Origin of the sequence: Streptomyces sioyaensis, assembly GCF_004122735.1 — a bacterium.
GTDB classification, from domain to species: Bacteria; Actinomycetota; Actinomycetes; order Streptomycetales; family Streptomycetaceae; genus Streptomyces; species Streptomyces sioyaensis.
In genome coordinates this window covers 1-13,278 of record NZ_SDIF01000147.1, presented here as the reverse complement: position 1 = coordinate 13,278, position 13,278 = coordinate 1, and the positions used below count along the sequence as shown (strand labels likewise).

Here is a 13,278-nt window from a genome sequence, read left to right as displayed (position 1 = left end):
GTGGGACGCCGGCCGCCCGGGGGCGGGGCCCGCCGGTGGTCCGGTGGGGGTGGGGCCGGTCGAGTACGGCTCCGGGTTCCACTCCTCGGCCCCCGGGCGGCCGGCGTCCCACGGTTCGGGCGTCCCCGGGGGGTAGGGCGTGTCCTCGTCGTAGCGCGTGGGGGCGGAGTAGCGCTCGTCGTACGGCGGGCGTCCGTAGTACCCGTCGTCATGCGGCGGGCGTCCGTAGTACCCGTCGTCGTACCCGCGGTCGTCATAGCGCCGGTCGTCGTACCCGCGGTCGTATCCCCGGTCGTCATAGTCGCGGTCGAGGACCCGGCGGTCGCGGCCCCGCATGACCAGGGCGCCGAGCAGCAGCAGGGCGCCGCCGCCCAGGGCGTTGGCCACGCCCACCCCCAGGCCGCGGGCGCCGGCCGTCAGCTCGCTCGCGGCCTGCCCCTGGCGGACCATCCACAGGACCGTGAAGCCGAGCACCACCAGGCCCGCGACGGTCACCAGCAGCCGGGAGCGCAGGGCGACACCGATCAGGGTCAGCAGCGCGGCGAAGGCCATGGGGAGGAGGAGGGAGCCGAAGAGCGCGGCACCGTAGCCCGTGATGCCGTGGAAGAGGTCCTCGATCCGGACGTCACTGCCGTGACGGCCGTCGTACCAGGGACGGAAGGGGCTCCAGACGGCGGCCGTCGCTCCGGCGAGGGCGATCAGCGACCCGAGAACGTTGCGCACCACGGGCGTCGCCTCGCTTCGGGTCGTCCAGTCGTCCTCCGTGACCGACGCTACGCCTGCGCGTCTGCGCCCGCGAGAGAAGTACGCCCGCCCGCGTGGGCGGTGCCCCGTCCAGGGTGTCACCCGCTCTTGCTAGGGTGCCGTGCACGCGTCAAGCCACGGTGTGGCGACGGGGTCGGACGTTCTCACGGGGGATCGAGCGGAGTATGAAGCAGCGCATGCGCACGGGCACGGCCGGCCGCGGGGGCACCCGCAGGGCGGGCAGAGCGGCGGCCGCAACCGCCCTGGTACTGGTCACGGCCGCGACGGCCAGCGGCTGTCTCCTCCCGCAGCGGCACCCGGTGGTGCTGCCCCCGTCCCCGTCGGCCACGCCCAGCGACGGGTACGGCACGAGCGGGCCGTCGGAGGAGCCCACCTACTCGACGTCGCCGGCCGAGGAGACCTACGACCCGGACGGCCGGGACGACGTGAGCGGCAGGAACTGCGACTTCTCCAGTTCGCTGCGCCAGTTCACCTACACGGTCTCCATCACCAATCCGTCCACGACGGATTCCTTCTCCTACGACATGGCAGTCAACTGGATGAAGGCCAAGCCGGCCGACGGCAAGGCGTACGGGCTGCACCAGCGCTCCATCGTCGTCGGCCCCGGGGACACCGAGACGTACACCGCCAAGTACACCGTCAACCAGTCCTCCATCGGGCATTTCTGGTACACCTGCCAGATCACCCGGGCGCACAAGACCCGTATGTAAGGGGCCGCTGTCTCCGTGGGTCACGTCACCTCACCGGAGGGCCGCCGTCGGGTCCGCCTTCCTGGTGGCCGGGGCGCTTCCGGGCGGTGAACAGCTCCGCCTGGCGGTCCGGGGGCAGGCTGCCCAGCGCGATCAGCTGCGGGGCGTGGGCCAGGGCCGGCGCCGCGGCCGCCTCCCGGGCCGCCCACAGGGCGCGTACGGTGCCCTGGACCGCCTCGGTCGGTTGGGTGGCGAGCACGGCCGCGCGGCGCAGCGCCACCTCGGCCGCGGCGCCGGGCGCGGTCAGCTCGGAGACCAGGCCGATCCGGTGGGCGCGGGGTGCGCCCAGCCGCTCCGCCGTCCCCATCAGGGCCAGCCGGGCGATCTCCCCGTAGGGCATCCGCTGTGCCATGGACATGGATTCGTACGCGCTGACCATCCCGTAGGTGGTGTGCGGGTCGAAGAAGGTGGAGTTCTCCGACGCGATGAGGAACTCGGCCTCGCCCAGGAGGTAGAAGGCGCCGCCGCAGGCCATGCCGTCGACGGCGGCGATCACCGGCTTCCACAGGTCGTTGGCCTTCGGGCCGATGTGGAGCAGCGGGTCGTCCAGGGAGAAGGGTGAGGACGGCTGGGGGACGTCTGCGGAGCGGTCCAGGCCGGTGCAGAAGGCCCGGCCGCCGGCGCCGGTGATCACCGCGGCCCGTACGGCGTCGTCGAAGCGGAACGCCCGCCAGGCGGCGGCGAGTTCGGCGGCGGTGTCCAGGTCGATGGCGTTGTGCCGGTCGGGCCGGTCGAGGGTGACCAGGGCGACCCCGTCCTTGACCGCGAGGCGCAGGGTCATGGCCGCTCCAGGAGCCAGCGGGGCACGGTCACGCCTTCCGGGAGGGTGTGGAAGGCGGCCTTCACCGGGGCGCCGATGCGCAGCCGGGCGGGGGCGACGGAGTTGAGCGGGGCGTCGGCGGCGGTGACGAGGTTGCCGACCAGGCGGATGCGCGGGGCCTCCGCCAGCTCCACGACGATCGCGTTGTAGCCGGGCAGGGCGGCGTACGCGGGCAGCAGCGGCGGGTGCGGCAGCACATAGGACCAGATGCGTCCGCGGCCGCTCATCTTCTGCCAACGGGCGGCGAAGGACTGGCAGTGCGGGCAGCAGGGCCGGGGCGGGAAGCGCAGTGCGCCGCAGTCGTCGCAGGCCTGGATGCGCAGCTCGCCCCTGGCGGCGTACTCCCAGAACGGGGCGCCGTCCTCGTCGGGGACGGGAAGCAGCAGGCCGGCGGCCTCGTCGGGCCGGTTGTCAGTGGCCGGTGGCACCCTCGGTGTCATGGCATCGCGCACGGATTCCCGCACGGGTCCGCCGACGGGCTCACGAGTGGTCATGGCGTCTCAACTCCTCAGCAGCAGGGCCGAGGTGGGGACGCCCTCGCCCGCGGTGACCAGACAGGTGGCGGCGCCGGGGACCTGCGCGGTGCTGGTGCCGCGCAGTTGCTTGACGCCCTCGGTGATGAGGTTGAAGCCGTGGACGTAGGCCTCCGAGAGGCCGCCGCCACCGGTGTTGAGCGGCAGCCGGCCGCCGGTCTCCAGGGCACCGCCCTCGGTGAAGGCCGCGCCCTCGCCGCGCCCGCAGAAGCCGTAGCCCTCCAGCGAGAGCGGGATCAGGGGGGTGAAGGCGTCGTAGATCTGTGCCACGTCGACGTCCTGTGGGCCCAGGTCGGCGCCCTTCCACAACTGCCGGGCGGCGGTCCAGGCGGGGCCGGTGAGCGGGTCGTCGTTCCAGTAGTTGACCATGCCGTGGTGCTGGGCGGGCAGGCCCTGGGCGGCGGCGTGGACGTAGACGGGCCGGTGGCGGCAGTCGCGGGCGTGCTCGGCGGCGACCACGACACAGGCCAGCGCGCCGTCGGTCTCCAGGCAGTTGTCGAAGAGGCAGAGCGGCTCGCTGATCCAGCGGGCGGTCATGTACATCTCGCGGGTCAGCGGGCGTTCGTACATGAGCGCGGCCGGGTTCTGGTTGGCCCGGTTGCGGCAGGCGAGGGCGACGTTGAAGAAGTGGTCGCGGGTGGCGCCGTATTCGTGCATGTAGCGGCGGGCAAGCATGCCGATCTCGTCGGCGGGGCGCAGCAGTCCGAAGGGGCGCGTCCACTGCCCCGGGGTGGGCAGTTGGACCCGGGTGTTCTTCCAGGGCCGTGGGCCCGAGCCGCGTTTGCGGGACCGCCAGGCGACGCCGACGCTCGCCTGGCCGGTGGCGATGGCGGCGGCCAGATGGGCCACGGTCGCGCAGGAACCGCCGCCTCCGTAACCGACCTTGGAGAAGTGGGTGACGTCCCCGGCGCCGATGGCCTTGGCGATCTCGACCTCGTCGGTCTCCTCCATGGTGTAGGAGGCGAAGGCGTCCACCTCCGAGGGGGCGATCCCGGCGTCGTCCAGCGCCGCGACGATCGCCCGGCAGGCCAACTCCTTCTCCGATGCGGGAAGTTGTTTCGCGAACGGCGTCTGCCCGATGCCGGCTATCGCCGTAGCGTCCTTGAGGGTCGCCACCGTCACCACCTCCGTGGTCGGTCGTCAGTGCTGACAGCGGAGGAGGCTACCGCTAATCTGACGACCAGTCAGCTAGTGTGGGCCGGCTCTTCGGCGGGAGGCAGGGCGATGCAGGACGATCCGGACGTGCGCGCCGATCTGGAGTACGGCGCCATCCCTCACCTCGTGCGCGCGGCCGCGCTGCGGTACGGCCCCCGGGAGGCCGTCGTCGAGGGCCGCACCCGGGTGTCGTACGCGGAGCTGGGGGAGCGGGTGGAGCGGGCGGCGGCCGCCTGTATCGCCTCCGGGGTCGCCCCCGGCGACCGCGTCGCCGTCTGGGCGCCCAACACCCTCGACTGGATCGTCTCCGCCCTCGGGGCGGTCACCGCCGGCGCCGTCCTCGTCCCGGTCAACACCCGCTTCAAGGGCACCGAAGCCGCCTACGTCCTGCGCCGCACCCGCGCCCGGCTCCTCTTCGTCACCGGCACCTTCCTCGGCACGTCCTACGCCGCCTCGCTCCGCCGCGCCGCCCGGGAAGGCACCGGCCGCGGCCCGCTGCCCGGCCTGCCGCAGCTGGAGCGGGTCGTGGTGCTCGCCGACGATGCCCCCGCCGACTTCGTCACCTGGCGGGACTTCCTCGCCGGCGGTGCGTCCGTGCCCGCGCGGACGGTCCGCGCCCGGGCCGACGCGCTGCGCCCCGACGACGCCTCGGACATCATCTTCACCTCCGGCACCACCGGTCACCCCAAGGGCGCCGTGATCACGCATGGGCAGACCCTGCGCGCCTATGACGTCTGGAGCGAACTCGCCGGCCTCCGGGAGGGCGACCGCTATCTGATCGTCAACCCGTTCTTCCACACCTTCGGCTACAAGGCCGGGGTCATCGCCTGTCTGCTGCGCGGCGCGACGATGATCCCGCAGCCGGTCTTCAGCGTGGAGACCGCGCTCGCCCATATCGCCGCCGAGCACATCTCCGTCCTCCCCGGCCCGCCCACCCTCCACCAACAACTGCTCGACCACCCCGCCCGCGCCCGGTACGACCTGTCCGCGCTGCGCCTGGTGGTCACCGGCGCCGCCGTGGTCCCGCTGGAGCTGGTCGAACGGCTGCGCAGCGAGCTGAAGATCTCCACCGTCCTGACCGCGTACGGCCTTTCGGAGAGCTCGGGCATCGTCACGATGTGCCGCCGCGGCGATCCGCCCGAGGTCATCGCCACGACCTCGGGACGGGCCCTGCCCGGTACCGAGGTCCGGGTCGCCGACGCCTCGGGCGGCCCGGCGGCCCCCGGCGAAGCGGGCGAGGTCCAGGTCCGCGGCTATCACGTGATGTCGGGCTACTTCGAGGACCCGGCCGGCACGGCCCGGGCCCTCACGCATGACGGCTGGCTGCGCACCGGCGACATCGGCGTCCTCGACGCGGCGGGCAACCTCCGGATCACCGACCGCCTCAAGGACATGTTCATCGTCGGCGGCTTCAACGCCTACCCCGCCGAAATAGAGCAACTCCTCGGCCGCCACCCGGACATCGCCGAGGTCGCCGTCGTCGGCATACCCGACCCCCGGCTCGGCGAGGTCGGCAAGGCCTACGCGGTCCGCCGGGCCGGCTCCCTGCTCACCGCCGACGACCTGATCGCCTGGTCCCGCCGGGAGATGGCCAACTACAAGGTCCCGCGGGAGGTCGCCTTCGTCTCCGCGCTCCCGCGCAACGCCAGCGGCAAGATACTCAAGACCCGGCTGCGCCACGGCGTCCCGGGGGCCGCTCCCGCGTGATCCCCAGGCCGTTGAGCCCGCTCCCGCGTGATCCCCCGGCCGCCGGACCGGGCGGGCGGGGGACTCCGCACCGCGACGGCCTACGCCCCGGCGGCGCCCAGTCGGGCCGCCGGCCGCTGAGTGCCACCACCCGGTCGAGCAGCGGCGCGTCCTCGGGTACCGGCACCGGGGGGCCGAAGGGCCCTTCCTTCGGCCGGCCCTCCTCGGCCCAGGAGGCGAGCAGCGCATGACAGGCGTCCAGGTCGGCCCGGCCGGGTGCGTACTCCTGACCCGTGGCGCGCGCCAGGTCCCAGCCGTGCAGCACCAGCTCATTGAGTGCGACCCGGCCCGCGACCGCGCCCGGCAGGGCGATCCCGGCGTGGGTCTCCCCCTCCCACGCCTGCGGGTCGCGCCAGGCCTCGACCATCCCGCGGAGGTTGCGCTCCAGCTCGGCCCGCCAGCCGGGCTCCACATCGGGCCGGTGCGCCCCGTCCGGCGGGCCGCTGGTCGCCGGGGTCCGCTGCTTGCGCGCCACGTCCTGGAACGCGCCGGCCAGCCCGACGAGATGCCCCAGGAGGTGGCCCACGGCGTAGGTCTCGCAGGGGGTGGGCGCGTCCAGCCGCGTCTCGTCGGTGTGTTCCGCGAGCTGCGCCACCAGCCGGGCCTGCGCCGCGAGGTCGATCATCTCGGTCATCGTCCGGGTTCCTTCCGTTCCAAGGGGAGTGCGCCGGCGCGGAGCTGCCGCCGCACTCCCAGTGAAGACTCCGGCCGGGCCCGGAACTCATCGCCACACCGCCGAGGACCGCCGACTACTCCGTATACCGCGCCCGCAGGGCCGCCTTCAGCACCTTGTTCAGCGGCCCGCCGCGCGGCAGCTCCGCGGTGATCTCCAGCTGCTCCGGCAGCTTCTGCACCATCAGCCCGGCCGCCCGCAGATGCGCGGTCAGGCCGTCCAGGGTGGGCGGCGGCGCGGCCGGATCGGCGGGGGTGACCACCGCGCACACCCGCTCGCCGCGCTCCCGGTCCGGCAGCCCGATCACCGCCGCCTGCGCCACCGCCGGATGGGTGTGCAGCAGGTCCTCGATCTCCTGCGCGGAGATGTTCTCGCCCTTGCGGATGATGATGTCCTTGAGCCGTCCGGTGAGCACCAGATGCCCGTCGGGGCGCACGGTCCCCAGGTCACCGGTGTGGAAGAAGCCCTCGGCGTCGAAGGCCTCCGCGGTCAGCGCCGGGTCGGTGTAGCGCCGGAACAGCATCGGGCCCTTGACCGTCACCTCACCGCTCTCCCCGGTCCGGGCCTCGGACCCGTCCGGCCGGGCGATCCGCACGCGCGCGCCCACGACCGGCCTGCCGACCGTCCGCGCGAGCTGCTCGTCGCTGTCGTGCGGCCTGCCCATCGCGATCATCGGGCACTCGGTCATCCCGTAGCCGTGCACGATCGCGCACGCCAGCTCCCGCCCGGCCGCCCGGTAGAGCTCCGGCGGCATCGGCGCCCCGCCGCCGGACAGCAGCCGCAGCGACGGGATCAGCCGGCCCGCCTGCGGCCGCTGCTGCCGGTAGTGCCGCGACTCATCGAGAAATGCCTGGTAGAAGGCGGTACTTCCGCCGGCCATGGTCACCTTGTGCCGCCGGTAGACGTCGGCCGCCCGGCCCGGCTCGAAGCTGTCCAGGACGACCGCCGGAAACCCGCCGACCAGCATGGCGACGACATAGTCCGGGCCGGCGATGTGCGCGTACGGGAAGGCCATCGAGCCGATGTCGTCCGAGGACATCCCCAGCGCGGTGGCCAGCCCGAGGCCACCGGCGATGAGGGTGGCGTCGGTGTGCTCGACGCCCTTGGGGGCGCTGGTGGTGCCGGAGGTGTAGTAGATCCAGGTGGTGTCCCCGTCGCCGGCCGGCACCGGCTCCGGCAGCCCGGCCGGGTCACCCACCGGCAGCCCCTCGTCCACCGGGAGCACCCGCACCCCGTCCCCGGCGAGCGAGCGCACCATCGCGGTGTGGTCGAACCCCCGCCACACGCCCGGTACGAGCACCCACTCCGCCGCCGACTCCGCAAGGATGAAGCCCACTTCGCGTTCCCGGTGAAGGGGAATGACGGGTATCTGCACGGCGCCGAGCCGGGCCAGCGCGAGCGACGCGATCACCGTGTCGATCCGGGTCGGCAGCTGCCAGGCCACCCGCGTCCGGGCGCCGATCCCCCGTTCCCGGAACCCGGCCGCCACCCGCAGCGCCTCGTCCCGCACCGCGTCGAAGGTGACCGTCCGCCCGTTCCCGTCGAAGAACATCGGCGCCCCGCGCGAGGCCCGTGCCCGGTACTCGGCCAGCTCCCAGAGCGACTGCGGACGAGCGGACTCCCTCACGGCGCGCCTCCTGACGGTGAGCAGGACGGAACGTGCTCCGGCCCCGGCGCGACCTCGCCCGGGGCCGGTTGGCGCGACTGTAGCAGCGGAACTGACGGAGCGTCAGAGGTCTGCAGGGCCTACTGGGGGCCTACTGCGTGGCCACGGGCCGGTGCCGGTCCAGGGTGGTCAGGCCCGTACCCGGGACGGGATGGGCGCTGTCGGCAAGTGCCGGTGCCGCGGCGCCGCCGGCTATGGCGGTGGCCACGGCAAGGGTCACGAGGGCCGTCTTGAGTCGGTTCATGCGAACTCCGGGTGCTGGAAGGTGCCATAGGAGGAGGGGAGCTGGAAAAACGCCGCAGGGACCGGTCCCGATGGCTCCCCTCCGTGCCATCGAAACCAGCCCCTGCGATCCCCCGAAAACGTGTTGCGAACCGCTCAGACCTCGTGGGGGTCCGTGATCGGCCGGTGCTTGTCCTTGGCGGACAGGACGCCGGGCACAGGCGTCTGCGACGCCTCCGGCGCGGTGCCCTCGCCGATGATCGGCCGGTGCTTGTCCATCGGCTTGATGATCGGCTTCTGGTTGGGCGGGATGTTGTTCTCTTCAGTACTCACGGTGACCAACTCCTGTGTATGGGCGCTGTACAGTACGCCTCGCCGGCGACTCCCCCGTGGGCCGCCGGAGAGGTGTACCAGGGCCGAACACCTTACGGTGGGGCCGGGTCACCGAGCCGCTTGCCCCCCGAGGCGGCGGTTCGGTAATGAAGAGACTGGCCGGTGGCGATGAACGATCGATAAACGTCCGCGATTACGTCGCTGACCTGCGACTATGCGGCGGCCACCGGAGCCAGTAGCGAGCGCACCGTGAGGGATTCGGGCGAGCCGAGCCGGTCGTGGATGGCCAGCGCCTCCTGCCAGCACACCCGCGCCCGGCCGGGGTGGCCGATGGCGTGCAGGGCCCGGCCGAGCGTCGTCAGGGCATTGGCCCGCCACCACTCGCCGCCGATACCGCGCAGCGTCGTCAGTGCCTGTTCGGCGTGGTTGGCGGCGTCCGCGGGCCGGTTCCCGGCCAGTTCGACCTCGGCGAGGCGGAAGTACGTCATGCCCTCCCAGAACCGCTGGCGGCTCTGCTGGAATATCGTGAGCGCCTTCATCAGCTGAACGGTGGCGTCGTCCAGGCGGTTGGCCAGGGTGAAGGCCAGCGCCAGTGCGTACATGCCGTTGGCCAGGCGCCGTTCGGCGCCGAGCCGGCGGTAGATGGCGATGCCCTGTTCGGCGAGCGCGATGGCGCTGTCCGTGCGCCCGGTGTCCAGATGGACCCGGGAGAGGTTGCACAGCGCGCTGGCCTCGGACTGCTCGTTGTTGTCCGCGCGGAAGGCGGCGAGCGCCTGGTTGAGGTAGGCCTCCGCGTCCGCGTGCCGCTTCTGCTCACCGGCGATGATGCCCCGGTCGTTGGGCGCGTTGGACGACGAGAAGGGGTCGCCCACCGCCAGACCGAGGAGCATGGCCGACTTGGCGTGCTCGTCCGCCTCGTCGAGCCGTCCCGCGAGGGTGTGGACGTTGGTGAGCGAGGTGTGCAGCCGGGCCTGGGCGTGCTGGTCCTCGGCGGCCCGGGCGGCCGCCAGCAGCCGCACATTGGCCTGCTCGTACTGCCGGGCGTCGGCGCCGGACTCGGCGAGGTCCAGGGTCAGCAGCAGCAGGTCGACCGAGCGCCGCAGGAAGGCGGGGCCGGTGGCCTGCTGGGCGCAGGCGAGCACACAGCTGGCCTCGCTGAACAGCCAGGACAGCGCGGCCTGCCGGTCCGTCAGCTCCAGCCCCGGATAGCGGGTGGTCTCCATGTGGTCGATGAGCCGGTCGCCGGGCCGCTCCAGGGCGTACATCCGGGCGGCCGTCGCCAGATAGAAGTCCAGCAGCCGCGACAGCGCCGCGTCCCGCTCCGAGGGTGGCTGTTCGTCCCGCTCGGCGCAGTCGCGGGCGTAGAGCCGGACCAGGTCGTGGAAGCGGTAGCGGCCGGGGGCGGCGGATTCCAGGAGGCTGGCGTCGACCAGGGATTCGACGAGGTCCTCCGCGTCATCGAGGTCGAGGTCGAGCACGGCCGCCGCGGCGGCCAGCGAGATGTCCGGGCCGTCGGCCAGCCCCAACAGGCGGAAGGCGCGGGCCTGATGGGGCTCCAGCTGCCCGTAGCCGAGCTCGAAGGTGGCCTTGACGGCGAGGTCGCCGGCGCGCAGCTCGTCCAGCCGGCGGCGTTCGTCGGCGAGCTTGCGGGCCAGGATGGACACCGTCCACGTACGGCGCGCGGCGAGCCGGGAGGCGGCGATCCGGATGGCCAGCGGCAGGAAGCCGCAGGCACCGACGACGGCCATGGCGGCCTGCCGCTCGGAGGTGACGCGCTCCTCGCCGACGATGCGGGTGAAGAGGGTCAGCGCCTCCTCCGGGCTCATCACATCGAGGTCGATCAGATGCGCCCCGGCCAGGTCGATCATGCGGGCGCGGCTGGTGATCAGCGCGGCACAGCCCTCCGCACCGGGCAGCAGCGGGCGGATCTGCGCGGCGTCGCGGGCGTTGTCCAGCAGTGCCAGGACGCGGCGGCCGGCGAGGGTGGAGCGGTAGAGCGCGGCGCGCTCCTCCAGGCCGTCCGGGATGGCGGAATCAGCGGTCCCGAGGGCCCGCAGGAAGGCGCCGAGCACCGCCTCCGGCTCGGAGGGGGCGTGCCCCGCGCCCTGCAGATCGACGTAGAGCTGACCGTCGGGGAAGTGCTCGCGGGCGGCGTGCGCGACATGGACCGCGAGGGTGGTCTTGCCGACGCCGCCGATGCCGGTGAGTGCGGAGACGGCCATCACGCTGCCCTCGGCGGTGGCGAGCTGCCGGCCGAGGTCGTTGACGAAGGCGCGGCGGCCGGTGAAGTCGGCGACGGTCGCCGGGAGTTGCTGGGGACGCACGAAGACCTGGTCGCTGGTGTCCGGACAGTCGTCGACGACGGGCGGCGCGTCCAGGTCGGTGTCCGCACGCAGGATCCGCTGGTGCAGGTCGGAGAGCGAGGCGCACGGGTCGACCCCCAGCTCGTCGGCGAGCAGCCGGCGGGTGTCGGCGTACACCGCGAGCGCCTCGGCCTGCCGGCCGCTGCGGTACAGCGCCAGCATGAGGAGTTCGCGCAGCCGCTCGCGCAGCGGGTGCGCGGCGGTGAGCGCGGTCAGCTCGGACACCGCCTCGGCGTGGTAGCCGGCTTCCAGGTCGAGTTCGAGGCGGGTCTCCGTGAGGGACAGTCGCCACTCCTCCAGCCGGGTGCGCTGGGTTTCCGCGTACGGCCCGGCCAGCCCGGCGAGCGGTTCGCCGTCCCACAGCGCCAGGGCCTTGTCGAGGAGTTCCCGGGCGCGGGTGCGGTCGCCGGACGCCTTGGCCTTCTCCGCCTCGCCGGCGTACTGCTCGGCGTGGTCGTGGTCGAGGTCCAGCGGGCGGCCGTCCACCGGCCGCAGCGCGTAGCCGCCGGACTCGCTGACCAGGGCCTCGGAGTCGTCGCCCAGCGCCTTGCGCAGCCGGGAGGCGTACGTACGCAGCGCGGCGAGCGCGGCGTGCGGCGGCTCGTCGCCCCACAGGGCGTCGACGAGTTCGGCCGCGGTGGCGGTCCGTCCGCCGCGCAGCAGTAGTGCGGCGAGCAGCGCACGCTGCTGCGGGGAGCCCGCTGCCAGCGGCGTTGCGCCGCGCCAGGCCCGTACGGGACCGAGCACGGTGAAGCGGAGCCGCTCCCGCCCCGGACCGTCGTCCATGGTGCCCCCCTGCCGTGTGCCATCTGTCGCGCTGTACGCACTGCCTTGCTGTGCGCAACGGTCAGTCTGCCTTGTCGCGCCCGCTTCCGTCAGTAGGGGTCCCGACCGTGCACAAAGCCTCCCCGCCTGATCGGGGCCGGGGGCGGGGTGGCGCACCGCGGGGGCGCGGAGGCTGATGCTCCGTGCGCCCCTGGGTTCCCGGCCTCCCGGCATCCGTTGCTGACGGATCGTCAGATCGGCGCTACCGTATCCGGCATGGCGACCTTTCCCAAGATCATTTCGGTGGACGACCACACGGTGGAGCCTCCCCATGTCTGGCTGGATCGGCTCCCGTCGAAGTACCACGGCACCGGACCGCGCATCGTCCGGGCGCCCGTGAAGGAAATGTCCTTCGTCGGCGGAAAGTTCGCTCCAAAGATGGGCGCCGAGGGTGACGACGGCCCGATAGCCGACTGGTGGGTCTACGAGGACCTGCACCGCCCGCTGACCCGCCTCGACACCGCCGTCGGCCACTCCCGCGACGACATCCGGCTCGAAGGGATCACCTACGAGCAGATGCGCCCCGGCTCCTTCAGCGTGCCCGAGCGGCTGGCCGACATGGACCTCAACCACGTCCAGTCCGCCCTGTGTTTCCCCACCTTCCCCCGCTTCTGTGGCCAGACCTTCACCGAGGCCAAGGACCGCGAGCTGGGGCTGCTCGGCGTACGGGCCTACAACGACTGGATGGTGGAGGAGTGGTGCGGCCCGCAGGCGCAGGGCCGGCTGATCCCGCTCACCCTCGTCCCCCTGTGGGACGCGGAACTGGCCGCCGCGGAGGTACGGCGCAACGCGGCGCGCGGCGTCCGTGCCGTCTGCTTCAGCGAAATCCCACCCCACCTGGGCCTGCCCAGCATCCACACCGACTACTGGGACCCCTTCCTGCGCGCCTGCGACGAGACCGGCACGGTCATCGCCATGCACATCGGCTCCTCGTCGAAGATGCCCTCGACCTCCGCCGACGCCCCGCCCGCCGTCGGCTCGACGATCACCTTCGCCAACTGCTGCTTCTCGATGGTCGACTGGCTGATGAGCGGCGCATTCGACCGCTTCCCCCACCTGAAGATCATGTACGCCGAGGGCCAGATCGGCTGGATCCCGTACATCCTGGAGCGCGCCCACGTGGTCTGGGAGGAGAACCGTGCCTGGGGCGGCGTCGCCGACAAGGTCCTGCGCCCGCCCGCCGAACTCTTCGCCGAGCACGTCCACGGCTGCTTCTTCGACGACGCCTTCGGGCTGCGGAACCTCGACGCGATCGGCGTCGGCAACGTCCTGTACGAGACCGACTACCCGCACTCGGACTCGACCTGGCCCAAGTCCCGGGAGGTCGGCGAGTCCCAGATGGGCCACCTGCCCCCGGACGTGGTGGAACGGATCGTCCGCGGCAACGCCATCGAGCTGCTGGGGCTGACGGGGGAGGGGCTGTGGGCG

11 protein-coding genes and 1 pseudogene are annotated in these 13,278 nt (G+C 72.9%); 3 read left to right on the top strand and 9 right to left on the bottom strand.

Translation table 11 applies throughout. The annotated features are described in order from the left end of the window. On the bottom strand, positions 1-726 hold a 726-nt coding region (locus tag EST54_RS30300), incomplete at its 3' end, for a hypothetical protein (protein ID WP_129250903.1). Between the two features lie 215 nt (positions 727-941). Between EST54_RS30300 and EST54_RS30295 the strand changes: the two genes are divergently transcribed. Next, a complete protein-coding gene (locus EST54_RS30295) occupies positions 942-1,475 on the top strand; it encodes a hypothetical protein (RefSeq protein WP_129250902.1) in 534 nt (177 codons plus the stop codon). Between the two features lie 25 nt (positions 1,476-1,500). Here EST54_RS30295 and EST54_RS30290 read toward each other — a convergent pair whose 3' ends face one another. The 3 genes from EST54_RS30290 to EST54_RS30280 are packed head-to-tail and all read right to left on the bottom strand — an operon-like array spanning position 1,501 to position 3,983. Further along, positions 1,501-2,295, bottom strand: coding sequence for an enoyl-CoA hydratase/isomerase family protein (locus EST54_RS30290; protein WP_129250901.1), 795 nt, complete (start codon positions 2,293-2,295; stop codon positions 1,501-1,503). Then, the gene (locus EST54_RS30285) at positions 2,292-2,774 is read right to left on the bottom strand and encodes a Zn-ribbon domain-containing OB-fold protein (protein ID WP_129250904.1); all 483 of its coding nucleotides are present in this window, start codon (positions 2,772-2,774) and stop codon (positions 2,292-2,294) included. The genes EST54_RS30290 and EST54_RS30285 overlap by 4 nt, the downstream gene beginning before the upstream one ends. Positions 2,775-2,834: 60 nt before the next feature. After that, on the bottom strand, positions 2,835-3,983 hold the full coding sequence (locus EST54_RS30280) for a lipid-transfer protein (RefSeq protein ID WP_129250900.1): 1,149 nt from the start codon (positions 3,981-3,983) through the stop codon (positions 2,835-2,837). Positions 3,984-4,091: 108 nt separating this feature from the next. On the opposite strand from EST54_RS30280, the gene EST54_RS30275 reads away from it, so the two are divergent. Further along, positions 4,092-5,729, top strand: a complete 1,638-nt coding sequence (locus tag EST54_RS30275) for a FadD3 family acyl-CoA ligase (protein ID WP_129250899.1) — start codon at positions 4,092-4,094, stop codon at positions 5,727-5,729. 88 nt (positions 5,730-5,817) lie between these two features. Here EST54_RS30275 and EST54_RS30270 read toward each other — a convergent pair. The 5 genes and pseudogenes from EST54_RS30270 to EST54_RS30260 form a co-directional block, all read right to left on the bottom strand. Then, positions 5,818-6,402, bottom strand: a pseudogene (locus EST54_RS30270) (TIGR03086 family metal-binding protein); the annotation flags it as partial. A gap of 115 nt (positions 6,403-6,517) precedes the next feature. Further along, positions 6,518-8,068 carry a class I adenylate-forming enzyme family protein gene (locus tag EST54_RS30265; RefSeq protein WP_129250897.1) on the bottom strand — a complete coding sequence of 517 codons (1,551 nt, stop codon included), beginning with the start codon at positions 8,066-8,068 and terminating at the stop codon, positions 6,518-6,520. A gap of 130 nt (positions 8,069-8,198) precedes the next feature. Beyond that, positions 8,199-8,351, bottom strand: coding sequence for a hypothetical protein (locus EST54_RS34180; protein WP_154074041.1), 153 nt, complete (start codon positions 8,349-8,351; stop codon positions 8,199-8,201). A 134-nt stretch (positions 8,352-8,485) separates the two neighbouring features. Then, positions 8,486-8,662 (bottom strand): hypothetical protein, encoded by a 177-nt coding sequence (locus tag EST54_RS34175; protein WP_154074040.1) that lies wholly within the window; start codon positions 8,660-8,662, stop codon positions 8,486-8,488. Between the two features lie 212 nt (positions 8,663-8,874). Next, the gene (locus EST54_RS30260; protein WP_129250896.1) at positions 8,875-11,811 is read right to left on the bottom strand and encodes an AfsR/SARP family transcriptional regulator; all 2,937 of its coding nucleotides are present in this window, start codon (positions 11,809-11,811) and stop codon (positions 8,875-8,877) included. 255 nt (positions 11,812-12,066) lie between these two features. On the opposite strand from EST54_RS30260, the gene EST54_RS30255 reads away from it, so the two are divergent. After that, positions 12,067-13,278: amidohydrolase family protein (locus EST54_RS30255; RefSeq protein WP_135796908.1), on the top strand; the 1,212-nt coding region annotated here is incomplete at its 3' end.

Bases quoted from the DNA above. Each gene is read 5' to 3' on its own strand.
- EST54_RS30295 (WP_129250902.1), top strand. From the start codon at position 942: ATGCGCACGGGCACGGCCGGCCGCGGGGGCACCCGCAGGGCGGGCAGA.
- EST54_RS30290 (WP_129250901.1), bottom strand. From the start codon at position 2,295: ATGACCCTGCGCCTCGCGGTCAAGGACGGGGTCGCCCTGGTCACCCTC.
- EST54_RS30285 (WP_129250904.1), bottom strand. From the start codon at position 2,774: ATGACACCGAGGGTGCCACCGGCCACTGACAACCGGCCCGACGAGGCC.
- EST54_RS30275 (WP_129250899.1), top strand. From the start codon at position 4,092: ATGCAGGACGATCCGGACGTGCGCGCCGATCTGGAGTACGGCGCCATC.
- EST54_RS34180 (WP_154074041.1), bottom strand. From the start codon at position 8,351: ATGAACCGACTCAAGACGGCCCTCGTGACCCTTGCCGTGGCCACCGCC.
- EST54_RS30260 (WP_129250896.1), bottom strand. From the start codon at position 11,811: ATGGACGACGGTCCGGGGCGGGAGCGGCTCCGCTTCACCGTGCTCGGT.